This window comes from Fulvimarina manganoxydans, assembly GCF_900176465.1.
GTDB classification, from domain to species: Bacteria; Pseudomonadota; Alphaproteobacteria; order Rhizobiales; family Rhizobiaceae; genus Fulvimarina; species Fulvimarina manganoxydans.
The window spans coordinates 19,441-44,074 of the sequence record NZ_FWXR01000013.1 but is presented as its reverse complement, the minus strand read 5'-3'; the positions used below and the strand labels follow the sequence as shown (position 1 = coordinate 44,074).

General features: G+C 64.0%; 18 protein-coding genes. 3 read left to right on the top strand and 15 right to left on the bottom strand.

The features are described from left to right. Positions 1 to 132: 132 nt before the first annotated feature. From B9A15_RS14135 to B9A15_RS14115, 5 genes are all read right to left on the bottom strand, one after another. Entirely contained in the window at positions 133 to 1,056 is a 924-nt protein-coding gene (locus B9A15_RS14135) for a PHP domain-containing protein (protein WP_084410869.1), read from the bottom strand. Between the two features lie 15 nt (positions 1,057 to 1,071). Beyond that, positions 1,072 to 2,124, bottom strand: coding sequence for an ABC transporter ATP-binding protein (locus B9A15_RS14130; protein WP_084410867.1), 1,053 nt, complete (start codon positions 2,122 to 2,124; stop codon positions 1,072 to 1,074). Further along, entirely contained in the window at positions 2,121 to 2,945 is an 825-nt protein-coding gene (locus B9A15_RS14125; protein WP_139798399.1) for an ABC transporter permease, read from the bottom strand. The genes B9A15_RS14130 and B9A15_RS14125 overlap by 4 nt, the downstream gene beginning before the upstream one ends. Continuing rightward, entirely contained in the window at positions 2,942 to 3,793 is an 852-nt protein-coding gene (locus B9A15_RS14120; protein ID WP_084411022.1) for an ABC transporter permease, read from the bottom strand. The genes B9A15_RS14125 and B9A15_RS14120 overlap by 4 nt, the downstream gene beginning before the upstream one ends. Before the next feature lie 248 nt (positions 3,794 to 4,041). Then, the gene (locus B9A15_RS14115) at positions 4,042 to 5,139 is read right to left on the bottom strand and encodes an ABC transporter substrate-binding protein (protein ID WP_084410866.1); all 1,098 of its coding nucleotides are present in this window, start codon (positions 5,137 to 5,139) and stop codon (positions 4,042 to 4,044) included. A gap of 194 nt (positions 5,140 to 5,333) precedes the next feature. On the opposite strand from B9A15_RS14115, the gene B9A15_RS14110 reads away from it, so the two are divergent. Further along, positions 5,334 to 6,056 (top strand): HAD family hydrolase, encoded by a 723-nt coding sequence (locus tag B9A15_RS14110; protein WP_084410865.1) that lies wholly within the window; start codon positions 5,334 to 5,336, stop codon positions 6,054 to 6,056. On the opposite strand, the gene B9A15_RS14105 is transcribed toward B9A15_RS14110, so the two are convergent. Continuing rightward, positions 6,057 to 6,425, bottom strand: a complete 369-nt coding sequence (locus B9A15_RS14105) for a BLUF domain-containing protein (RefSeq protein ID WP_084410863.1) — start codon at positions 6,423 to 6,425, stop codon at positions 6,057 to 6,059. 241 nt (positions 6,426 to 6,666) lie between these two features. On the opposite strand from B9A15_RS14105, the gene B9A15_RS14100 reads away from it, so the two are divergent. Continuing rightward, positions 6,667 to 8,835, top strand: coding sequence for a malate synthase G (locus B9A15_RS14100; protein ID WP_084410861.1), 2,169 nt, complete (start codon positions 6,667 to 6,669; stop codon positions 8,833 to 8,835). A 162-nt stretch (positions 8,836 to 8,997) separates the two neighbouring features. Here B9A15_RS14100 and B9A15_RS14095 read toward each other — a convergent pair whose 3' ends face one another. Beyond that, complete coding sequence (locus tag B9A15_RS14095) at positions 8,998 to 10,215, bottom strand: GGDEF domain-containing protein (protein ID WP_170923305.1); 1,218 nt, start codon at positions 10,213 to 10,215, stop codon at positions 8,998 to 9,000. A gap of 742 nt (positions 10,216 to 10,957) precedes the next feature. On the opposite strand from B9A15_RS14095, the gene B9A15_RS14090 reads away from it, so the two are divergent. After that, complete coding sequence (locus B9A15_RS14090; protein WP_084410857.1) at positions 10,958 to 12,349, top strand: TolC family protein; 1,392 nt, start codon at positions 10,958 to 10,960, stop codon at positions 12,347 to 12,349. Positions 12,350 to 12,367: 18 nt separating this feature from the next. On the opposite strand, the gene B9A15_RS14085 is transcribed toward B9A15_RS14090, so the two are convergent. The 8 genes from B9A15_RS14085 to B9A15_RS14050 form a co-directional block, all read right to left on the bottom strand. Continuing rightward, the gene (locus tag B9A15_RS14085; protein ID WP_084410855.1) at positions 12,368 to 13,105 is read right to left on the bottom strand and encodes a hypothetical protein; all 738 of its coding nucleotides are present in this window, start codon (positions 13,103 to 13,105) and stop codon (positions 12,368 to 12,370) included. Beyond that, the gene (locus B9A15_RS14080; RefSeq protein WP_084410853.1) at positions 13,102 to 14,322 is read right to left on the bottom strand and encodes an electron transfer flavoprotein subunit alpha/FixB family protein; all 1,221 of its coding nucleotides are present in this window, start codon (positions 14,320 to 14,322) and stop codon (positions 13,102 to 13,104) included. The genes B9A15_RS14085 and B9A15_RS14080 overlap by 4 nt, the downstream gene beginning before the upstream one ends. Next, entirely contained in the window at positions 14,319 to 16,271 is a 1,953-nt protein-coding gene (locus tag B9A15_RS14075) for a (Fe-S)-binding protein (RefSeq protein WP_084410851.1), read from the bottom strand. The genes B9A15_RS14080 and B9A15_RS14075 overlap by 4 nt, the downstream gene beginning before the upstream one ends. A gap of 53 nt (positions 16,272 to 16,324) precedes the next feature. Next, positions 16,325 to 18,379 (bottom strand): oxidoreductase, encoded by a 2,055-nt coding sequence (locus B9A15_RS14070; protein WP_084410849.1) that lies wholly within the window; start codon positions 18,377 to 18,379, stop codon positions 16,325 to 16,327. A gap of 192 nt (positions 18,380 to 18,571) precedes the next feature. Next, on the bottom strand, positions 18,572 to 19,672 hold the full coding sequence (locus B9A15_RS14065) for an FAD-binding oxidoreductase (protein WP_244556962.1): 1,101 nt from the start codon (positions 19,670 to 19,672) through the stop codon (positions 18,572 to 18,574). A gap of 34 nt (positions 19,673 to 19,706) precedes the next feature. Next, a complete protein-coding gene (locus B9A15_RS14060; protein WP_084410845.1) occupies positions 19,707 to 20,966 on the bottom strand; it encodes an aromatic ring-hydroxylating oxygenase subunit alpha in 1,260 nt (419 codons plus the stop codon). A gap of 110 nt (positions 20,967 to 21,076) precedes the next feature. Continuing rightward, the gene (locus B9A15_RS14055; protein WP_084410844.1) at positions 21,077 to 21,646 is read right to left on the bottom strand and encodes a sarcosine oxidase subunit gamma; all 570 of its coding nucleotides are present in this window, start codon (positions 21,644 to 21,646) and stop codon (positions 21,077 to 21,079) included. Beyond that, entirely contained in the window at positions 21,639 to 24,623 is a 2,985-nt protein-coding gene (locus B9A15_RS14050) for a sarcosine oxidase subunit alpha family protein (protein ID WP_084410843.1), read from the bottom strand. The genes B9A15_RS14055 and B9A15_RS14050 overlap by 8 nt, the downstream gene beginning before the upstream one ends. Positions 24,624 to 24,634: the final 11 nt, after the last annotated feature.

The following is a 24,634-nucleotide window of genomic DNA, read 5'->3' as shown; positions in this document are numbered from 1 at the left end:
AGACGGGAAAAGCGCCTCGAAACCGCAAATCGAGGCGGGACGAAATCAAGGCGACGTGAGACGAGCGCGATCAGTCAAGCATCGAGCGCTCGATGTCTCCCGCCGGACCGATCAGCGGCACTCCTGCAAAGGTCAGGAGTGCCGAACGGGATTGGTCCAGGCGCGCCGGCCGGCCCGGTCGATCACGGTGACGCGGAGCCAAGGTGAGGCGGCGAAGCGGTCGAGCTTCATGCGGGCCGTTGTCATAGACTCCCCGTGCAGCGCCAGCGCCGCGCAGCCATGGCCTTGCACGATGAGCGTGACGACGGCGCTGGAGCGCACGACCACCTCGCCCTCCTCGATCGCCACATGATGGATCTCGGGGCCTTGGCTCGAATAGAAATGGCCGGCCTTCAGGCTTTTCAGAAGGGCGTCCGGCTCGTTCGCCTCGGCCTTGACCATCACCCAGCCGCCGAAGAAATCCGGCTCGGTGAAATGGGCGTCGTCCGTCGCGATCAGCGTCGGGGAGCGGCCTTCCGACCAGAGGAGGTCTGACGTCTGGAAACCGTCGGCCCGGTCGCATCCGATGGCGCAGCCGTGATTGTAGATCTCGACGGCATCGGCTGCCTCGATCGACCGGGCGTCGTCGAGCGTCATGCCGGACCATTGGGGATGGGCGACCGCGACGAAGGCGCCGGCGGCGGACGCGCGCGCCGCAAGCGCCGGGCCGGTCTCCTGATCGCTCCGCGCGACGAAATCGGGCGCGTTCGCGGGTTTGAAATCGGCCGGCAGACCGACGGCGAGAATATGCCAGAGTTCACCGTTCCGCATCGCGCCGGAATGGAGCTCGGCGCCCAGAAGCGTCGTGAAGCCGTCCCCGCGAAAACCCGTCGTGTCGGTGATCGGATAGCCGTAAAGGCCGATCATGTGATCGGTCAAAGCGATGAAATCATAGCCTTCCGCACGGTACCGGCGACACACCTCGGCCGGCTCCAGAATGCCGTCGGAGCGGTTCGAATGGGTGTGGAGATTGCCGCGGAAGAAGCGTCCGGGGGCAACGAAAGCATCGAGGATCATCGCTGAGGCAAGGCCTTATTCGGGAAGGACGAGAAGATCGTCTTCTGAGAACCAGAGCTCGGCGGTCTCGCCGATCGCGGGAATGCGCGCACCGCTCTGATTGAACATGTCGACACAGACCACGCGGCCGTCGATATCGATCTGGGCGCGGATGACCGAGCCGAGGAAACTCGTCATCATGACGGTGCCGGCGATCGAGAGCGCGTCACCCTCGCGGCGGCGGAGTGCAAGCGATTCCGGGCGCAGCGCCGCGACGATCTTATCGCCTGCCTCATAGCGCCCGGCGGCCGGGATCTCGAAGGTCTTGGCCGCAAAGCGCAGTTGGCCGGGGGCCACGACTTCGGCGTCGAAGACATTCAGCGTGCCGACGAAATCGGCGACGAAGCGTGTCGCAGGCCGATTGTAGATCTCGGCGGGAGCCGCGATCTGGTCGGCCCGGCCGCGATGCATGACGACGACCCGGTCGGAGATCGAAAGCGCTTCCTCCTGATCGTGGGTGACGAAGATCGTGGTGATGCCGAGTTCGCGCTGGATGCGGCGGATATCGTCGCGCAGCGAGACGCGGATCTTGGCATCGAGGGCCGAGAGCGGCTCGTCGAGAAGGAGGAGTTTCGGGCTCGGGGCGAGGGCCCGGGCAAGGCTCACGCGCTGCTGCTGGCCGCCCGAGAGCTGATAGGGATAGCGATCGGCCAGATGATCGAGCGAGATGAGCGAAAGCATCTCCTTCACACGCGCATCGATCGTCTGCCGGTCCATGCCGGCGACCTTCAGCCCGAAGGCGACGTTTTCAGAGGCCGTCATGTTGGGAAAGAGCGCATAGGACTGAAAGACCATGCCGATGCGCCGCCGGCTCGCCGACAAAGCCGTTACATCCTCGCCGCTGACGGTGATCGTCCCGGAACTCGGCTTCTCGAAACCGGCGATCATTCGAAGAACCGTCGTCTTGCCGCAGCCCGATGGCCCGAGAAAGGAGACGAATTCCCCCCGATCGATCGAGAGATCGAATTCGCTGACCACATTGGAGGCGCCGAAATTCTTGGCGATCCGATCGAGGGTGAGAAAGCTCATCGTGTGGCTGCCTTCAGAAGGTTCCGCTTGCGCAAGGGCGCGAAGATCTGGCCCGGCTTGCGGGTCGCGAAATACTCCATCAGCCACATGCAGACCCAGGTGAACGCAAAGGCCATGATGGCGAGAGCGGCCGGCTGATAGGCCTGATCCTCGCCGACCTGCACCATGTAGGGGCCAAAGCCGGGGCGGTTCAAAAGCGAGGTGATCACGAACTCGCTGAGCGAGATGGAGAAGGTGAGGAACGCGCCCGCGACGAGCGACGAGCGCACATTGGGAAAAATGACGCTGACGATCGTGCGAAAGCGTGACGCGCCGAGCGATTCCGCCGCCTCGCTCAAGGTGACGATGTCGATGGCGCTCAGCCCGTTGTCCACGGCCCGGAACATATAGGGGAGCGACAGTGTCACATAGCCGATCACGAGCAGAAGGTTGATGCCGAATTCGGTCGTCGTCATCGGCAGAAAGGACGAGGATCCATACATGCGGACATAGCCGAAGACGAGGACGACTGGTGGAATGATCAGCGGCATCAGGCTTAAGAATTCGACCACGGGGCGAAGCCGCGGCAGCTTGAGGCGCACCCAATAGGCCGTCGGCACGACCAGCAACGCGCCGAGGACGATCGCGGTCAGTGAGGCGACGGTCGAAAAGGCGAGCGCGCTGAGGAAGACGTCGCTGGACAGGACCGAACGATAGGCTTCGAAGGTCAATTCGCCGCGAACCATGCGCAGCGAGAAATCGAAGGTCGCATAGAGCGGGACGAGAAAATAGGCGGCGGCCAGAAAGGCGATCAGCCAGGAGAGGATCGGAGGGCGGTTCACTTTTGCCACCTTTCCGCCCGACGGCGAAGCAGGAAGTAGAGAGAGTTCGTCACGATCATGATCAGGATCATTCCAAACGCGAGCGCATAGCCGAGATTGGGGTTGTAGAGAACGTTGCCACGGATCTGCTGGAAGAGGACGATCGGAACGACCTCGTAATTACCGCCGGTCAGCGCGTAGATCGTGGCGAGAGTCCCGAAGGCGTTGGCGAAGAGAAGCAGAAAACAGCCGAGGACTGAGGGCGCCAAAATCGGCAGCCCAATATGGCGCCAATATTGCCATGTGCTGGCGCCAAGACTTTCCGCCGCCTCTTTCCATTGGGGTCGCAGCCCTTCCAGCGCCGGGGTGATCATCAGCACCATCAGCGGCATCTGAAAGTAAAGATAGACGATCGCGAGACCCCAGAACGAGAAGAGCGAAAAGCCCGCAGCATAGATATTGAGACCAAAGACATCCCGCAGGATCAGGGTCGCAAGTCCAAGCCGGCCAAGCGTTGCAATGAAGGCGAAGGCAAGAGGCACGCCGGCAAAGTTCGAGGCGACACCGGAATAGGTCATGAAGGCGCGCCGCATCCACGACGGCAGACCGCCCAAAATGAGAGCGCAAGCCAGAAACAGGCCGAAAACGGCTCCCAGAGAGGCGGAGACGAAACTCAATCGGATCGACAGCCAGTAAGAACCCGCGAGTTGCGGCTGCGACAAAGATATCAGCGTCGTCAGCGAATAGCTGCCATCCGGTGTCTGAAACGCTCCCTGGATGAGATAAAGAATGGGCAGAATCAGGAAGAGAAAGGCGAATGTCAGATAGGGGGCGACACCCAGCCAGTTCCAGTCTAGGCGGAGCGACATCGGGAATCCGGAGCCGAAGCGCCTGCCTTCCTTGGCAAGACCATGCCCGTCGCTGATGTCGACCACCGTCAGTCCCTCTCATTGTCATGTCGTTCCGCATCGGCCGGATCGTGATCCGACCGATGCGTCATCACTTGTCGCCCGCATTCTGCCGCAGGGCTAACCGAGCCCGGGCACTCGGCAAACGGAACGCTCAACCGCCGTAAGACACAGATTGTGAAAGACAGTGGTCGATGAGCTGTCTGGGCTTATTGGAGGCCCATTTCCTTGCCCCAGTTTTCGGCGACCGCCGCCTTGGCGGCTTCCTGCTGCTCAAGCGTCGGGAAGATGGCCTTGGCATAGTTTTCGGCCGGCGGCAGCTTGTCGAGCATTTCCTGCGGAATGACGCCGCGCTCTGTCATGTCGTTAAAGCGGATAGGATGGCAGTAGCCATCGAGCCATTTCAACTGACCCTCGTCGGAATACAGATATTCCATCCAGAGCTTGGCGGCGTTCGGATGCGGCGCATAGGCCGAGATCGCCTGGACATAAACGCCGGCAACGACGGCATCGGAAGGCACCACGACCTCGATCGGCGGATTGCCGTTAAGTTCGTCGCGAACGGCGAGGAGATTGTAGTCCCAATCGAAATAGATCGGCGTCGTGCCCTGGGCGAGGTTCTGGGCCGTACCATTCACTGGAACGAGATTGCCGCTATCCTTCAGCTCCTTGAAGAAGCCGATGCCCTTGTTCAACGCGTCCGCGCCAGGCTCGCCACCTTCGGCGACGCCGGCGGCATAGACCGCCATCATCACGGAATTGCCGGTGCGCGGATCGCCTTGAAGTGCGACAGAATTGGTATAGGCGCTGGCCTTCAAATCCGCAAAGCTGGTCGGGACTTCCGGAAAGACGTCCTTGTTCACAGCAAAGGCGAGCACGCCGTAATAGTCGCCATACCAATAGCCTTCCGGATCCTTGGCATCGTCCGGAATGCTGTCCCAGGTCGAGACCTTGTAGGGCTGGATGAGGCCCTGCTCCTTGGCGGCCGGGCCGAAGGAGAGACCGACATCGAGCACATCGGGCGCCTGAGTGCCCGTATTGCCCTTATTGGCCTTGACCGCCTCGAGTTCATCGGCCGATCCGGCATTGGGGTTCAGCTCGTTGACCTGAAGACCATACTTATCCTTGAAGCCCTGGATCACGCCGCCATAATTGCACCAGTTATGAGGAAGCGCGATCGTTGTGAGCATGCCTTCCTTCTTTGCCGCGTCGATCAGTTCCTGAGACGGCTCGGCAAAAGCCGAAGAGGTAAACATGGTCGAAGCCGCGAGGGCGAGCGCGATCGGGGTTCGCATGCGCAGGGTCATCAAATCTCTCCGCAAAAGGGGCTCGGGATCCACTGGCTTTGTCGCCTGAAGCGATCGCCGAATGGCGCCTCCGTAGCGAGCTTTGTTGACGTTTGTGTGAACTGGTAAACAGCACGCAAGAGTGACGACTTGCAAAGTCGGCTTGAATGATGAAGCGGTTCCTTCCTAAGGCCGTTTGGAAGGGATCGCGACCAATGGACGAAGCTGTCGAAGGCATCCTGTTCGACAAGGATGGAACGCTGATCGACTATGCGGCGAGTTGGCTTCCGATCAATCGGGAAGCGGCGCATTGTGCGGCCGGCGGCGATCCCGAACGGGCCGCGCATCTTCTGACAATCGGCGGTCATGACAGCGAGACGAACAGGGTCGCGGCGGACAGCCTTCTTGCCGCCTCGAACACGGCGGAAATCGCGGCCGCCTGGGTCGAGGCCGGCTCGCCTTTCGACGTCGAGGCGTTGACGCGCGAACTCGATCGTATCTTCACCGCCGGATCGAGCGCCGCCGTCCCTGTGCCGGGGATCGCCGATCTCTTCGACCGGTTGCGTCGCACCGGGCTCCGCCTTGGCGTCGCCACGAGCGACAGCGTCGCCAGCGCGCAAAAGACGCTGGAGACGATCGGCCTCACCGCCGATTTCGTCGCGGGATATGATAGCGGCTATGGCGCAAAGCCTGGCACCGGAATGGCGCTCGCTTTCGCCGAGACCTTCGCCCTCTCCCCAAGCAATTGCATCATGGTCGGCGACAATCTGCACGATATCCGCATGGGGCGCGCCGCCGGCTTCGGCCTTTGCGTCGGCGTCATGACCGGAACGGGAAACCGGGCCGATCTCACCCGAGAGGCCGACCATGTGCTTGAGGCCGCGACCGCGCTGCCTGACCTTCTGGCGTTTGCGACGCAGGACGCCGCGACAAGCTGATCAAGACGGATCGAGCGGCACCGGGGCCGTGTCGCCAGCCCCATGCCGGTCGAGAATGACGGAGGACATCAGATAAAGCTCGGAGGGCGACATGCGCACCATGCCGAAGCCCGAGAACTGGCTTTGGGCAATATCGGTGCGCGCCGTCAAGACGACACCGGAATGGCGCCTGTCGCGGCGGATGTGACGATAGAGTTCGTCCACGGCCTCGTCCGGCCCTTCGAGGATCTGCGTGATCATATTGCCGTCGAAGGCAATGGCCCCGCGCACGTCGAAGGCCTCGTTCTTTGCGCGCCAGGCATCGACGAGAGCGGCAAAGTCGGTCTGCGCAAGGTCTTCCGCAATACTGCTATAGGCAATGTGCCGCATCGAGCGTTTCGATCTCCAAAAAAGCTGTCTTAAATCCCCTATCCCTGGCCGATTCACTGACAGGTTCGAGCCACGTCGTCAAAACGCAGGCGCCATCGAGCCCGCTTATCCCGATCACTTTGCTGCAACCGCCTTCGCACCCCCGGTCTTTGCCGTCTTCGACGAGGGTCCGAATTGACAGAGAGCCGTCGCTGTCCGATCTCCTGGCCTCGAGAGAACACGTCTTGGAAGGACAGCCCGTATGGCAGACATGATCGCCGTGAACGACCTGACGGTCGCAACCCAGCTAAAACGCTTCATCGACGAGGAGGCCCTGCCCGGCACAGGTATTGCCCCCGACACCTTCTGGAGCGGGCTGTCGGCGGTCCTCAACGATCTCGCGCCGAAGAACCGGGCGCTGATCGCCAAGCGCGAGGATCTTCAGCAGAAGATCGACGCCTTTCATGTGGAGCGTCGCGGCAAGCCGATCGATCCGGCCGAGTATCGCGCCTTCTTGGAAGAGATCGGCTATATCGTCCCGGAAGGCGAGGCTTTCTCGGTCGAGACCGCCAATGTCGATCCGGAGATCGCGTCGGTGCCGGGGCCCCAGCTCGTCGTTCCCCTGATGAATGCGCGCTATACGCTCAACGCCGCCAATGCCCGCTGGGGCTCTCTCTACGACGCGCTCTACGGAACGGATGCGATCGGCGATGCGCCGACTGGCAAAGGCTATGACGAAGCGCGCGGCGCCCGTGTCATCGAATGGGCGAAGGCCTTTCTCGACGAGGTCGCGCCCCTCGCCGACGCCTCCCATGCCGATGTCACCGCCTATACGGTGGAAGGCGGCGAACTCGTCGCCTTGGTCGCCGGCGTCAAGACGGGGCTGAAGGAGAGCGGCCAGTTCGCCGGTTTCTCCGGCTCGGCCGACAAGCCGAACGCGGTTCTCCTGAAGAATAACGGCCTGCATATCGAGATCGTCGTCGATCCGTCGAACCCGATCGGCAAGAGCGACAAGGCAGGCGTCGCCGACCTTTTGATGGAATCGGCCGTTTCCGCGATCTGCGACTGCGAGGATTCGATCGCGGCGGTCGACGCCGAGGACAAGACCGCCGTCTATCGCAACTGGCTCGGCTTGATGAAGGGCGACCTTTCAGAGACCTTCACCAAGGGCGGCGAGAGCGTGACACGTCGGCTCAATCCCGACCGCCGCTACACGGCCCCGGACGGCGGCGAATTGACGGTCCCCGGCCGCTCGCTCCTCCTCATCCGCAATGTCGGTCATCTGATGACCAATCCGGCGATCCTGTTGAAGGACGGGTCGCAGGCGCCCGAGGGCATCATGGACGCCATGGTGACCGCGATGATCGCGATCCACGATCTGAAGGGCAATGGCGCCTTCCACAATTCGCGTGCCGGTTCGATCTACATCGTCAAGCCGAAGATGCATGGGCCGGAGGAGGTCGCCTTCTCCTCGGAAATCTTCTCACGCGTCGAGGACGCGCTGGGTCTGGCCCGCGACACGATGAAGATGGGCATCATGGACGAGGAGCGCCGCACGACGGTCAACCTCATGGAAGCGATCCGTGCGGCGAAATCCCGCGTCTTCTTCATCAATACCGGCTTCCTCGACCGCACCGGTGACGATATCCACACGTCGATCGAAGCCGGGCCGATGGTTCGCAAGACGGCGATGAAGAACGAGACGTGGATCAAGGCCTATGAGAACTGGAACGTCGATGTGGGTCTGGCCTGCGGCCTGAAAGGCAAGGCGCAGATCGGCAAGGGCATGTGGGCGGCCCCGGCCAAAATGGCGGATATGCTGGAGCAGAAGATCGGCCATCCCAAGGCCGGCGCCAATTGCGCCTGGGTCCCCTCCCCGACCGCCGCGACTCTGCACGCGACCCATTATCATAAGGTCGACGTGTTGCAGCGCCAGGTCGAGATCGCCGATGAGGGCCGGCGCGCCACGCTCCCTGAACTTCTGACGATCCCGATCGCGGATCGCCAGAACTGGTCGGCGGAGGAGATCCGCTCCGAGATCGAGAACAACGCCCAGGGCATTCTCGGCTATGTGGTGCGCTGGATCGACCAGGGTGTCGGCTGCTCGACGGTGCCGGACATCAACGATGTGGGCCTCATGGAGGACCGGGCGACCTGCCGCATCTCATCCCAGCATCTCGCCAATTGGCTGCTCCATGGCGTCGTCTCGCAAGACGAGGTGATGGACGCCATGAAGCGCATGGCCGAGAAGGTCGATGCCCAGAATGCCGGCGATCCGGCCTATGAAAAGATGGCCGGGCGCTTCGAGGATTCGATCGCCTTCAAGGCCGCATGCGATCTCGTCTTCGAAGGCCGCGTTCAGCCCTCCGGCTATACCGAGCCGGTCCTCCATCGCCGCCGTCTTGAGAAGAAGGCACAGCAGGCGGCTTGATCCAGAGATTGGCATAAAGAACACGGGCTCGACCGAAAGGCCGGGCCCGCTTTCATTGAGGCAATCCTCGCCGCTCGACCCGTGTTTGGCGCGTGTCTTTGATATACATTCGGGCAAAGCGCCGGCTTCACATGGGCTTCGCCCTCTGTTCAGAGGCATTCATCAGCCAGCGAATTGAACAGTCAGGCTCGACTCGTCGTCCATGACGAAGCGATTGCGACCCCGCCGCTTGGCGGCATAGAGAGCGCGATCGGCGGCGGCCACGAGGTCGTCCAGCGCAGCCAATGTGCCGCCAGGGCATCGCGCCACGCCGATGCTGATCGTGACGATGCCGATCCCGTCGGTGCGAGCCGGATGGGCGATTTCGAGCGCGGTGATCGCCTGACTAAGAATACGGGCCCAACGCGCGGCCTCGAATTCGCTTCTACAGCTGATGGCGAAGGTGAATTCCTCGCCGCCGAAGCGGGCACAGATCGCGTCCTCGGCCTGATCTGCGACGGAAGCGAGGGCAGCTGCGATCCGGCGAAGGCATTCATCGCCGGCGGGATGGCCCAGCATATCGTTATAGAGCTTGAAGTGATCGACATCGATCATCATCAGCGCCATCGCACGCCTCTCCGACAGCCACAGCTTCATGCGTTCGTCGAGATGGCGCCGGTTGGGAAGCTGGGTCAAGGCGTCGGTGCGAGACGCGTCCTCGTAGACCTTTCGATCGGCTATCGCGCTATGGGCCTGCAGACGCGCATCAAAGGTCGCCAGATAGTCTCGGCACCGCCGTCGCTCCAGGCGATAGTTCGCATAAAGCGTGAAGATGGAGATGGCCGAGAGCTGCACCATCAAGACAAAGAAATGCGGCGGAGAGAGCCCCGGTTTCGTTGCAAGGACCAGAACCGTGACGAGAAAGATAACCGAAGTCAAAATGACAGCATGATAGAAGCGCAACGCGATCAACATATTGCTGAAGACGATGATGGTCAGCAATTCCATGAAGGTGAAGAGACCGTCGGGATCCGTCGTCCAGTAGAAGAGAAAGGCCGTGAAGAGGTAGGCGTTGAACAATCCGACGGCGACGATGCGCTCGGTCCATGACGGGCTCGTTCTGCGGATGGCCCAAAAAATGCCCAGAGAAACGGGCGTGACGAGCGCAAGGCGGATGAAAACCGACAAGACCAATATGTCCGGCAGGGTGACGATGCTCGTAATGTTGAAGACGTCATAAAGGATCAGTCCAACCAAGATGGCGGATCTCAAATCCTCCACCCGCTCGGCCGCGTGCTCGCAATCGTACTGCGCTTGAATCGGCGCGGCAAAGCGCAGCCAGCGATCCAAAGGCGGGCGTCTGTCGAGCTCCGGAAAGGATTTAAGTCTAGGTAGCGTCATTCGCGTCATCCATCCGTGACCGCGATCTTAAACGCCAATAGTGAACCGACACTGAGCATACCGGGGTGCATTCGAATGGCTCGCGAACGGGCAGCTACGGACTTTTCGCTCCTGGCCTTCCGGCTTCGTGCACAGACCACTCTCCGCCGATCCCTTTTCATTCGAGAAACGCAAGACCGTTTCGCGAAAGCGGATCTTCGACCAGCTCATACAGTATCCGACTGATTTAAGTCGGGCACCGGATCAAAACCCTCGCGGCGCTTGAACGGCTTTAGAAGTCTGTATTGCGACGCGATCAAATGGATGTCGCATCGCAGGTCGCGGGGCTGTTCGGTCGTCGCCGGTTGAGCCAGTCGGACGGCGGAACATCGCCCAGTTCTAGATGCGCTTACCCATGCGACAGCCCGAAATACGGCAGAGTTCACCCTTCGTTAGCCATAAGCTTGTTAGGTCTTTCCCCGAGCGCACCGCCAGGGAGCGCGACCGATATGAGCTAAAGGCCGAAGGGGGACAAGCGCGCGATGGCATGGGATAGGCCAGTTTCGGGCGGGCGGCATGAAATGGCAATGGCGAAAGCCGTTTCGCCGTTCGCCAGGCACGCGACGCGGCCGGCGCCTTCCCGCTTCGCACATGTGGACGAAGCTCTCCCGGCTGGCCTTCAGGCCTTGCATACATTGCCTTTCTGTCGTGGACCTGCCTCCCAACGAGCAGATCAGCGAACCCTTCGTGACCGGTGACGCTTATGCGATGGTTTCTCTCCGTCTCCGTAATCGCACTTGCGACCGTGACCTATGCGCCGCAAGCGTCCCATGCCGAAGGCGACGATTTGGCCGAGAGCCTCCGCGGCCGACCTGCCGAACTGACCGTCGGCTCGATCACCAGCCGCAACCATGTGAAGCCGACCGCTCAGGCCTTTCCGGGCTTCGTCCTGCGCGGCACCGTTTCCGAAATCACCGCCCGCGATCCGCGCCTGCTCGAAGCCTCTGCCAATGTTCGCGTGATGGAGGCCGGGGTGGTCGAACAGCTCATGCGGTTCACCCCGGTCGTGACCGCCAGCCTCGATACGCAACTCGACATCGCCACCGGCCCCGATTCTCTCTTCCGGCACGAATCGATCAACGACACGATCGGCAAGGTGGCCGTGAGCCTGCCGCTCTATACGGGCGGTCAGCGAACCTATTCGCTTAAACGGGCCGAGGAACTGGCGCTTGCCGAGCGCTATCGGTTCCAAGCCGCGCGCGACGACGTCGCGATTGAGGCCGTCGGCCTTTGGGTCGAGGCGTGGCTCTCCAAGCGCGAGGCCGTGATCGTCGACGATCGCCTGGGGCGGCTCAAACGCCTGCGCACCTCGCTCGCCAGCCGCCAAACGCAGGGCTTCGCCAGCGCCTCGGACGTGGCCCGTCTCGATGCCGAGATCGCAGGCGCGCGCCGCTCCTATAACGACGTCGTCGCAAAGGGCGCGAAGGCGACGGCCCGGCTCGGCACCCTCTCCGGGCTGCCAACCCGCGTCTCGGGCGAATTGCCCCGGCTCAGCCGCCATCTGCCGGCGGACAAAGGCCAGCTCGTCGCCATGGCCCGGCGTACCAATCCCAATCTCCAGGCCGCCGCCGCCGATTACCGCGCCTCGATCCATCAGCAGCGCGCCTCCTATGGCCGGCTTCTGCCGCGTGTCGATGCGACGGCCGAATATCGCTACGACATGGAACGCGCGCCGCAGACGCGCCACCGCGACGGCTTCACCTTCGGCCTGTCGCTCAAGGTTCCGCTGGTCGATCTGGCGACAGGCGCCGCCAACGAGGCCGATCGCGCCCGCAGCGACGCCGCGCTCGCCCGCGAGGCCCAAAGCCTCAATTCCATGGAGATCGAGATTGATTCCCTCTGGCTCGACCGTCAGTCGCTGAGGGCTAACAAGCAGGCATTGGACGACGAGGTCGCCGCAAGAAAGCGCAGTGCGGACGCCGCCCGCGACCGCTTCTCCAAGGGTTTCGGTGATCTGGAAGAGGTGATCGACGCGGAAAACGCCCTCGACGATTCGCGCCGCGCGGCCGTCCTCTCCAAAGGCCAGGCCGTCATGGTGGAAGCACGGCTCCTGGCCGCAGCCGGCACCTTCAAGGTCGCCATGCTCGGGCAGTAGAGAAGCAGTTAAATCAAATCAGGCGCTGTAGCGGCGAATGCCGTTGTCTTCGAGAAAAGCGAGGATACGCTCGGCCGCTTCCTCCGGCGTCGGGCCGACAAGCACCGCCTTTTCCCCCGCTTGGCCCGCACCAGCCTGGCGCATCATCTTCGGCCGGGCGCGATAGGGCCGCTCGACGAAGGGCGATGGTTTGGCAGTGGGCAGTCCGGTCGCCTCGATCCTCTCATGCCGGATCGTCCCCCGTCTTGCCGCCGCGAAGGCGAAGGGGCTGGGCGGCGGCGCAAGCGGGTGAATGGTGACGAGGACCGGCAATTGAACGACGAGCCGGCGCCGTGCCCCCTTCTTCAAGGCCTGCTCGATGGAGACCGTGCCGGACCCGGCACCGGGCGACACGCCAACCACATCGGCGATGATCGGCATATCGAGCGCCTCGGCCAGCGCATAGGGGACAAGCCCGGTGTCGCCCGTTCCCTCGCCGCGCCGCCCGGCGATGACGATGTCCGGCGCCGCAGCCTTGAGATGATCGATCAGCGCCGGGACGGGATCGACGCGGTCCTCGATCTCCAGCCAATCGGCCTCGCCGAGCCCGTGGCCCAAGGCCTCCCGCAATTGATCGTCGGACGGCCCCGCGTGAAGACCGCGAACCGTGCCACCAAGCTTTGCCGCGAGGCTTGCGGCCTGGGCCTCGAGCCGTGTCAGCGCTGGACGACGTGAGACGGGATGGCGGGCGCCTGAGACGAGGACGACGGTTTTCATGATCCCCTCTCCTCCAGAAGCTTCAGGAGCGCCGGCATGACGAGTTGGGCGTCCTGAATAATCGACAATCCCGCCCGCTCGATCATCGCGGCATGAAGATCGGTGTTGACGGCGATCACATGCTCACAGGCCGCGATGCCCTGAAGATGTTGGGGTGCGCCGGCAATGCCGAGAGCGAGATAGCAATCGCCGGCAAGCACCGTTCCCGAGGCACCCACCTGGGCCTCCCGTGGCATCAAACCGGCGTCGCAGACGACGCGGCTTGCGCCGGGCGTGCCCTTGAGAGCAGCCGCCAGCTTGCGGAAATGGTCGAAGTCGGTGACGCCGTTGCCTGCCGAGACGACGAAATCCGTCTCCGACAAAGTCAGCCGAGCCGGATCGCCGGGAATGAATTCATCGGACAGGATCGCGTCGTCACTCTCGATCGGCGCTGCCTCTTCGGAAAACGCCAAGGTCCGCGCCCCGCAGGTCTCGCCACCATAAGGAGCCGCGCGATCTTCGCCGAGCGTCATCAGACGCGGCGGTTCGCCGACCTCTTCGGCCATGCGGCCCTTGGTGGCGCGGATCGCCTGCCGGGGACCCAGATGCTCGACATCGGTGAGGATCGGCTCGCCCATCGACACGCTCAGGCGACGCGCAAGATCGGCGCTTTCGCCCTCTTCGGCAAACAGCACATGGCGCGGCGCGAAACTCTCGACGAGGCCCCGCAGGAGCCGCGCGCGCCCCGAGGCCGAGGCACCGTCGGCCTCCACGATCAGGCTGCGATCGGCGCCCGCCGTGCCGAGATCGGCGATCGGCGAGAAGGCGATGGCGGCGACGGCGCCCTCCCCGGACGAGCCGACGAGCCGATGGGCCGCGCCGAGGAGCTGGCGGTCGAAGCGGGTCAGTCGCCCGCCCGGCGCCTCCATGATGGCGAAGACGAGAAAGGCCGGCTCCGCGACGATGCGCAGCTTCGGGGCGGCTGGTGCGGGAGAAACGACCGTCTTGTTACTGGGCGCGAGACCTTCGAAGCTGCCCTGATGAGACCGGTCGAAGCGGGGCCGCCCGTCGCTCGAAACCCGGCTTACCGCCATTTCCCGGCGCGGATCGCGCCGGGGCCGACCGGTCGGGGAGACCGGGCCGGTCCGACCAAGATCGAGCCTCGGGCGCAATGCGCCGGCTGTGGAGACGAGATGGCTGGCCCGCGCGGCGCGCGGGTCGATGCGCGGGCGGCTCATGCGGGCTCCAGCTCCTTTGCCTTTCGGCTGTCGCGCGGCGCGGCCGTGGCGCTCGCCTGAACCGCTTCCCAGAGAAGTTCGGCAACGTCCTTCACCTCCGGCCGCTCGCCGGTCACACCTTCGAGCATGGCCGTGCATTGGGGGCATGCGACCGCGACGGTCGTCGCGCCAGTCTCCTTCGCCTGACCCATGCGGATGTCGGGAATGCGCGTATCGCCCGGAATGTCGGCCGAAGGGGCGCCGCCCCCACCGCCGCAGCACATGGAGCGCTTGCCCGAGCGCGCCATTTCGCGGCGCTCGAGGCCCAGCGCGTCGAGAAGCGCGCGAGGGGCTTCCGTCTCGCCATTGTAGCGGCCGAGATAGCAAGGGTCGTGATAGGTGATGGCACGGCCGGACAGGGCTTGGGGCGTCAGCTGCCCGGCCGCGACCATCTCGGCCAGAAAGGCCGTGTGGTGGACGACGTCATAGGTGCCGCCGAAGGCCGGATATTCGTTGCGCAAGACATGGAGCGCATGCGGATCGGCGGTGAGAATTCGGTTGAAAGTGACGCTGCCGAGGGCGGCGATATTCTCCCGCGCGAGCCGCTGGAACGTCGCCTCGTCGCCGAGCCGGCGCGCCAGATCGCCGCAATCGCGCTCGTCCTCGCCGAGAACCGCATAATCGACGCCCGCCGCTTGGAGGCACTGGATCAAGGCGCGCAGCGTGCGCTGACCACGTAGGTCATAGGCCGCCTGGCCGAGCCAGAGAAGAACATCCGCCCGCTCGCCCGGCTTCAGAACCGGCAGGCGAAGACCGGCGGCGAAATCGGTGCGCTCGGCGAGCGCTCTGCCATTCGGCTCGTCGCAGCCGCGATAGTGAGACAGGGGCTCCTCGGCTTTCAGCGGAACGGCGCCGAGTTCGAGCGTCTGGAAGCGCCGCAGCTCGACGATCGCATCCACATGCTCGATCATCATCGGGCATTCCTCAACGCAGGCCCGGCAGGTGGTGCAGGACCAGATCGTGTCGGGGTGGATCATGCCGTCAGGCGAAATCACCTTGGCATGAAGCCCGCCTTCGCCCGCCACCGGGCGCTCGTTCGGATAGGCATGGCCGCCATAGGGGCGGTGGTGCCCCCCGCTGCTCGCCGCCGCGAGATCGGCGATGAGATGTTTCGGGCTCAAGGGCTGACCGGCGGCAAAGGCGGGACAGGCCGCCTCGCAGCGCCCGCATTGGACGCAGGCATCGAAGGCCAGAAGCCGGTTCCAGGCAAAGTCGGACGGGGTCTTCGCCCCAAGCGTCTCAGCGTTGAGATCGATGGATTGAAGGCCAGTGCTCCGGCCCTTCGCCTCGTCATGATCGAAGCGGTTCGGGCGCGGATGGGCGACGAGATGGGTCGCGCCGGCCAGCGCATGGCGGATCGGGCCGCTGGCGGCATCGAAGGCGAGTTTGAGCCCGCCCCCGGCTGCAATGACGAGGGTGACGAAGCTGAGAGCCGGCAGGGGATTGCCGATCGCGGCAAGACCGGCCGTCACCAGGCCGCCGAGGCCGAAAGCGGCGAGATAGATGGGAAAACGCTGCCACCGGCCCACGGAAAGCCGCGCCATCGGCTGGGGATAGCGCCGCCGCGCCACAAGAACGACGCCCGCGACCATCACCAGGAAGGCCAGCGTGACGAGGGTCCAATAGAGACGGGAGGCGGCGAGAGCTGGGACGAGGCCGAGAACCAGGAGCCCGGAGGCTAGAACGAGACCACCGGCGACCGGCACATGCATGCGCGAGGCCGACTTGTCGCGATCGACCACTTGGTGAACATCGACGAGATAGCGCTTCGGCAGGGCCTTCAGCCCCGCCATCCAATCGACATGAGCCGCTCGGCCGCCGCGCCACAGCATGACGCGCTGGCCGAGGCGAAGGCCGGCGAGCACCACCATGGCGAGGATCAGATAGGGAAGGAAGGCTGCGGGCGTCATGGGCGGCTTCCAGTCCAGGCGATGGCGTGGGGGTTAGCTGCGCCGCCCATGCCTCACAGATCCTTGCAGAGCCGGAGCGCGTCGTAGATCGCCGCATGGATGTTGCGGCCGGCGAGCGCGTCGCCCACCCGGTAGAGCGTATAGCCCGGCGCTTCGCCCGCGCCGTTGATCTCGGCCGGCTGGGGACGCCCGGCGACCAGCGCCGCGTCGTCGATCAGGCCCTTATTCTTGGCCCTGTCCTTCAGCGAGAAATGCAGGTGATCGACCGGCAGCGTGCCGTAATCGACGACGACATGATCGACGACGCGCTCTTCCTCGGCATCGGTCATCGTGTTGCGCAGGGCCGCGATCATGCGGTTGCCCTCCGGATAGATCTCGATGAGCTCCAGATTGGGCGACATCATCACGCCGAGCTTGTAGAGCTCGCGATAATGGACCGGCTGGTTCGTCGAGCCGAGATCCTCGCCCACAAGGCGGTCATGGGTCACGATCTCCACGAGACAGCCCTGTTTAGCGAGATGTTCGGCCGTCGAGGTGGCGTTGTGATCGCCGATCTCGTCATAGACAAGGACGGTGCCGGCCGGCTCGACCCGCCCTTCCAGAACGTCCCAGGTGGTGACGGCATGTTCGGCGCCCTTGGCATGGCCCTTATGGGGCAGGCCGCCGGTCGCCATGATGACGATGTCCGGCGAGAGGGCGGCGATCGCCGCATCGTCGGCCTCGGTGTTGAGGCGAATGTCGACCCCGAGCTTCTGCACCTGGGAAACAAGCCAGCGCGGAATGCCGGTCAGCGCCTCGCGCCAGGTGGCTTTGGCCGCCGTCAGAACCTGGCCGCCGAGCTTGTCGGTCTTTTCGAACAAGGTCACCTGATGACCGCGTTCGGCAAGGACGCGCGCGGCCTCCAACCCGCCGACGCCGCCACCGACGACGACCGCAGTCTTCTTCGTCGCGGCCTTCTCGATGACGTGAGGCATGGTCGCCTCGCGCCCCGTTGCCGCGTTCTGAATGCAGAGCGCGTCCTTGCCGATATAGATGCGGTCGATGCAATAGCCGTAGCCGACACATTGGCGAATATCGTCGGCCCGCCCTTCCGTGAGCTTCTTGATGAGATGGGGATCGGCGATGTGAGCGCGGGTCATGGCGATCATGTCCACATGACCCTCGGCGACGGCTCTGGCGCCGGTCGCGAGATCCGTGACGCGCTGGGCGTGGAAGATCGGAATATCCACCTCGCGCTTCACCGCCGAAGCCACCGGCAGATAGGGAGCCACGGGGAACGCCATGTTGGGGAGCGAGACGGCATGGGCGATATGATCGCGCGCCTGTCCTCCAATGATATTGAGAAAGTCCACCAGTCCACGACCGGCATACTCCGTCGCGATCGCGATCAGGTCCTCGGCCGTCAATCCGCCCTTCAGCATCTCGTCGCCCGACATGCGCATGCCGATGACGTAATCGTCGCCGACCGCTTCGCGCATGGCGGTGAGAACCTCGATGCCGAAGCGCATGCGGTTTTCGAGGCTGCCGCCATATTTGTCGCTGCGCTGGTTGGAGAGGGAGGACCAGAACTGGTCGACCAGATGGCCGTGAGCGGCCGAAATCTCACAACCGTCGAGACCGCCCTCCTTGCAGCGCCGGGCGGCTGCCGCGAAGTCGGCGACGATCCGGTCGATCTCTTCCTGTTCGAGCTCCTTGGCGACCGAGCGCGAGGCCGGCTCGCGGGTGGCGGAGGCCGACTTCACCGGCAGCCAATGCTCGGCATCCCATTTGGTGCGCCGGCCCATATGGGTCAGCTGGATCATCAGCTTGGCGCCGTGGCGATGAACGCGCTCCGAGAACTCCTGGAAGAAGGGGAGGACGGAATCGTCGGCGACCGAAATCTGGTTCCAGGGCGAGGCCGGGCTGTCGAGCGCGACCGAGGAGGAGCCGCCGAACATGGTGAGGCCAATGCCCCCCTTGGCCTTTTCCTCGTGATACAGCTGATAGCGCTGTTGCGGCTTGCCGTCCTTGCCATAGGAGGGCGCGTGGGAGGTCGACATCACGCGGTTGCGGATGGTCAGCCCCTTGATGGTCAGCGGCTTCAGGAGAGCTTCGGCATTGGCGATCATGATGGAGTGCCCTCCTTATGTGCTTCGTTATTCAGTCCCCTTCGGCGTCTCCGCAAGCATCATCCATTCGGCAAGAGTGGAGAACGCCCGCTGTCAGCCAAAGCGGCCCGTCTTCCCCTCATGCGGGGAAGTCGCCGGCGCGGCAGAAGGGGTATGCCCGCCTATATCGCTCTATCGATCGCCGAGAGCGTCTCAGCGATCGATCACCAGATCCGTCAGCGGCTTGGAGCAGCAGAGCAGCGCCATGCCGTTGTCGACCTCGCGCTGGCGAATACCGCCGCCGTGTTTCATGTCGACCTTGCCGCTCGTCACCTTCGACTTGCACGTGCCGCACAGGCCCTTGGAGCAGGAGGACGGCACGCGGATGCCGGCGCGGCGCGCCGCTTCCATGACTGTGATGCCCTCGGGACATTCCACCGTGCGGCCGGTCTTGGTGAATTCCAGCTGGAACACCTTGACGTCGGTGGTGATCGCTTCCGTCGCCTCGGCGATCTGCTCCTGCGCCTCCTCGGTGAAGCTGTCGAAGTTGAAGCTCTCCTGATGATAACGGCTCATATCGTAGCCGGCATCCCGGAAGAGGTCCTTCGCCGCCTTCATGAAAGGCGCGGGCCCACAAACGAAGACCAAACGCTCCAGATAATCCGGGCAAATCACTTCGAGTTTGGCCCGGTCCAGCCGGCCACGAATGCCCGACCAGCGCTCGAAGGGGGAATCCTTCTCGCAGATGAAGGTCGGCTTGATCCAGTGATTGCGCCGGCCCATGAAATTGAGCTCGTCGCGGAAGATGATGTCGTCGGGCGATCGGGCGCAATGGACGAATTCGATGTCCGAGATCAGCGCCAGATCGTAGGCCGCGCGGGTCATCGCCATCATCGGCGTGATGCCCGACCCGCCTGACAGGAACAGATATTTCGTATCCTGCATCCCCGACCAGGTGAACTCGCCCATGGGGACGGTCGCCTTCAGCATCATGCCCGGCTTGAACTCGTCATGGAGCCAGTTGGAGACCGGACCGCCCGGCACGCGCTTGACGGTGATGGACACCGTGTCGCGGCGCGAGGGCGGCGAGGAGATCGTGTAGCAGCGCTGGATCGTCTCGCCGTCGATCTCGAATTCGAAGGTCATGAACTGACCGGAGACGAATTCGAACTGGCGAGCGTGGCGCGGCGCCATGACGAAGGTCTTCACGTCATGGGTCTCGTCGCGCACGGCGCGACAGATCAGGAACTCGTCCTCTTCCGGCTCCCAGCGGAAATAGCCGGTCGGGACGGGGCTGATGGTGGCGGTGGTCACGGGAGCATTCATCGCTCTTCAGCCCTTCCAGAGATCAGGCGACCGCGCGGGTCTCGGCGAGATGGGCGAGCATCCGGCCGACATACCAGTTCGTGAACTTCTCGACGAGCATTTCGGTATGCGGCGAATAGGGTCCGGGCACGTAGCCGACCGAGCGCACGCCGTCCTGGCAATAGCCGACGAGATCCGAATCCTGCTGGTTCGTGGCCATCCAGACGCCGATCAGATTCTGCAGGTCGTAGTCGATACCTTCGCGCGCGTCCTTATGGACCAGCCATTTGGTGCGCAGGAGCGAGTGCTCGGCGTCGATCGGCAGAACCGAGAAGACCACTGCATGGTCGCCCATGAAGTGATGCCAGGAATTGGGCTGCGTCCAGAAATGCAGCGCGCCCGCCTTGGCATTGGTCATGTCGCCCATCAGCTTCTTGCAGGCGCGCTTGGTGTCCATCGTATGGCTCTCGCCGTCGCCGGCGAGCGGCAGGCGCTCGGTGCGGAAGCCCGTCACCATGTCGTCGAGCCGGTCGACCTCGCGCGAGGGCAGGCCCATCGCCTCCCAGCCCTCGTGATTGTCGTTCAGCATACAGGCATAGTTTTCCGCATGCACGCGCTCCTCGTCGCTCAGCTCCTCCGGCGAGAAGCCGAAGCCGTAGGCAAAGAGCGGCACGGTCAGCTCGGGATGGTTCGCCCCGCAGTGATAGCACTCGCGGTTGTTCTCCATCGTCAGCTTCCAATTGCCCGGCTCGATCAGGTCGTGCTGATAGGCGACCTTGGTCTCGCGCAGATTGTGCGGCTTCAGATAGGGGCTCATCACCCGGCTGAGTTCTTCGAAGTCCTGGGGCGGATTTTCGGCGAGGCAGATGAAGAGAAGACCTTCGAGCGAGCGGATATGGACCGGCTTCAGCCCGTGGCAGGACTTGTCGAAGCCCTCGCCCATATGTTCGGCATGGATCAGCTGGCCGGTCGTGTCATAGACCCAGGAATGATAGCGGCAGACCAGATTGCCGACCGTCGACTTTTCCTCATGGACGAGGCGCGCGCCCCGATGGCGGCAGACATTGTGAAAGGCGCGGATCTCGCCGTCGTCGTCGCGCAGAATGGCGATCGAATTGGTCCCGACATCGACGACCATCACGTCGCCCGGCTCCGGCACGTCCGGCTCGACGCCGACGAACAGCCAATGGCGGCCAAAAATGACCTCCATATCGGCCTTGAAGATCGCCGGATCCGTGTAGAACGGCGCCTCGAGCGTATGGCCCTTGCGGCGGTGTGTGAGCTGAGCGACGAGATCGACCATGATAGGGCCCTCATATGGCCGGTTGGAAAAGCGCCGGCCGCGCCGTTTGCCTTTTCGCTGAAGTCCGCGGCAACGCCATGCCGCGGCATTGGCCGTCTAATGCGCCGGTTCTAGCCAGCGTAATCCTTCGCCGCGTCCAGGAGAAGGCCGTGGACGTAAGGCGCGAAGGAGCGCCAAGTGGTCACCCGGAAGTCGTGATGGCCGACACGCGCCAGCACGATATCCGACTTGCCGAAGACCGTCCGGCTCGCCGTGCCGACCGGGAAGCGGTCGAGCGAGAGATCGAGCGGGCAGCCGGCATTGATCACCGCATCGGCGTTCTGGCCGGAGACCGTGAAGGTGACGTCGCGATGGGAGACGTCGACCAGCGAATGGGCAGCCCCATCCATGGCCCGCTCGATCGCCGACATGGCGTCATCGATATCGCCTTCGGGGCAGATGAAGAGCCATTCGTCCGGCCCGAGCCGGAGCGAAGCGGTGTCGCCGTCGCTCTTGCGGCTGTTGATGGCGCCGTCGACAGCAAAGCCCGCGACGTCTTCACGCCCACCGAGCGCCTTGGCCTTCGCGCGGAAGGACAAGCGCCCCTCGCCCGTCTCCGGCGCGATGCGGATCGGACCGGCGGACGCGACCGCTGCGGGACGGATCGCCGGCGTGCGGCGTGCGAGATTGACCTCAAGCATCGGCCTTGGCTCCCTGAACCTGATGGAAGACGGCGGGGGCGACGACGGCTTCGGTGAAGCCACTCGGCGTCGTGACCCAAAGGGTCTCGCCCATCCGGGCCCGGCCATTCTTGACCATGGCCATGGCGATGGAACGGCCGCAATTGGACGAAAAATAGCTCGACGTGACATGGCCGAGCATCGGCATCGGAACTTGAGCGCTCGGATCGGCGACGATCTGCGCGCCCTCGTCCAGAACCTCCTGGCCATTCTTGGTCAAGAGCCCGACGAGCTGCTTGCGTCCCTCGGCCGTGATGTCCGGCCGGGTCAGGGAGCGCTTGCCGACGAAGTCCGTCTTGACCTTGGAGACCAAGCCCGACAGGCCGAGATCGTCCGGGGTCGCCGTACCGTCGGTCTCCTGACCGACGATGATGAAACCCATTTCGCAGCGCAGGACATGCATGGTCTCGGTGCCGTAAGGCGTAATGCCAAACTGCTTGCCATGCTCGTAGAGCGCCTTCCAAACGGATTCGGCATAGTCGGCCGGCACATTGACCTCGAAGCCCGCCTCGCCGGTGAAGGAGACGCGGAAGAGCCGGGTCGGCACGCCGCAGATATAGCCTTCGCGGACCGCCATATGCGGGAAAGCCTCTTCCGACAGGTCGATGTCGGTGACGAAGGGCTCCAAGACCTTGCGGGCATTCGGTCCCTGAAGCGCGATCACCGCATATTGCTCGGTGATCGAGGTCAGGAAGACGTCGAGATCGGGCCATTCGGTCTGGAGATAGTCCTCCATATGGGCCATGACGCGCGGCGCACCGCCCGTCGTCGTGGTCACATGGAAGCGATCCTCGGCGAGACGCGCCACGACGCCGTCGTCATAGACGAAACCGTCCTCGCGCAGCATCAGACCGTAGCGGCAGCCGCCCACCTTCAGCTTCGACCAGGCATTGGTGTAGATGCGGTTCATGAACTCGGCCGCGTCCGGACCCACGACCTCGATCTTGCCGAGGGTGGAAGCGTCGAAGATGCCGACCGATGTGCGCACCGCCTTGCATTCGCGCTGAACGGCGGCGTGCATATCCTCGCCGGCCTTCGGGAAATACCAGGCGCGGCGCCACAGGCTGACTGGCTCGAAAGCCGCGCCATTGGCCTCGGCCCAGGCGTCGATCGGGGTCTTGCGCACCGGATCGAAGAGCTCGTCCCGGGCCGGTCCCACCAGCGCGCCGAAGCTGACCGGCGTATAGGGCGGCCGGAAGGTCGTTGTGCCGACGGAGGGCAGCGGGCGGTCGAGAACGCCGGCGACGAGGCCGAGCGCGTTCATGTTCGACGTCTTGCCCTGGTCCGTCGCCATGCCCGTCGTCGTGTAGCGCTTCACATGCTCGATCGAGGTGAAGCCCTCGCGCACAGCGAGCTTGATGTCCTTGGCGGTGACGTCGTTCTGGAAATCGATGAAGGCGCGTACCTTCCCCGGATCGACATCGGTCGGCAGGACGCGCACCGGCTGGAAGCCGGTGAAGCTTGCCGTCGCCTCGACCGTAATGTTTCCGCCGCCGGCTTTCGCGCCATCCTCGATGACGGCCTTCAGATCGTAGACGCCATGGCAGGCGCCAGCGGAAATTTCGGCCTGCGCCGACTGACCCGGCAGGAAGGCGTCGAGCTCGGCGTCGAAGGCGAGCTTGCCGCGCGACTGGGAGAAGAGGTGGACGGAGGGCGTCCAGCCGCCCGACATGCCGACGCAGTCGCAATCGAGGGTGCGGCGGGTGCCGATGGCGCCGCCATTGCCGAGCGGCGCGACGACGAGCCCCTTCACGCGCTTGCCGCCGAGCGCCTTGATGACCGTATGACCGGTCAGGACCTCGATGCCGGCGCTGCGCGCTTGCGCGAGTTCCGGGCCGCAATCCTGTTCGAGGCGGATATCGACGATCCGCGTCGCGATACCGGCGGCCTTGGCGTCGAGCGCGGCGCGATAGGCTGATGCGCTCGAGGTCGCCACGACTAGGCTCCTGCCCGGCGCAACGGCATAGCGATTGACGAAGGCGCGCATGCTCTCGGCCAGCATGATGCCCGGCCGGTCGTTGTTTTCGAAGACGAGCGGGCGCTCATGAGAGCCTGTCGCCAGCACCACCTGGCCGGCGCGAACCTGCCAGAGACGCTCGCGGGCCAGCCCGTCCCGCGCCTCGTCCAGATGGTCGGAGACCCGCTCCACCATGGCGACGTGATTGTGGTTGTAATAGCCGAAGACCGTCGTGCGCGGCAGGATGACGACGTTTTCGCGCGCATCGAGCTTGGCGACAGCCGCCTCGACCCATTCGGCGGCACTCTGCCCGTCGATCTTCGACGTTACGTCCTGAAGCAGCGAGCCGCCCAGCGCGAACCCTTCGTCGGCCAGCATGACACGCTTGGAGCCGTCCTCGGAGGCCGCGAGCGCCGCCGACAGGCCGGCCGGCCCCGCGCCGACGACGAGGACGTCGCAATGGGCATGGCGATTGGCGTAGCGATCGGCATCCGGCACCTCGGGCGCTTCGCCGAGACCGGCGGCGCGACGGATGACCGGCTCATAGACCTTGTCCCAGAAGGAGCGCGGCCACATGAAGGTCTTGTAGTAGAAGCCTGCGACGAAGACCGGGGCCAGAAGATCGTTGACGACGCCGATATCGGTTTCGAGCGAGGGCCAATGGTTCTGGGTCGAAACGGAAAGACCATCACGGGCCTCGACCACCGAAGCGCGATTGTTCGGGTCGCGGCGCCCGGCGCCCTTTTCAGGCCGCCAGTCGACGGAGAGAAGCGCGTTCGGCTCGTCCGAGCCGTGGGTGAGGATGCCCCGCGGCCGGTGATACTTGAACGACCGGCCGGCCAAATGCGAACCGGAGGCCAGCAGCATCGAGGCGATCGTATCGCCGCGATAGCCTTCGAGGCGCTTGCCGTTGAAGGTGACTGAGAGCGGCTTCGACCGGTCGATACGGCCGCCGCCGGGAAGACGGAAAGGCTGGCTCATGGCGTCGATCC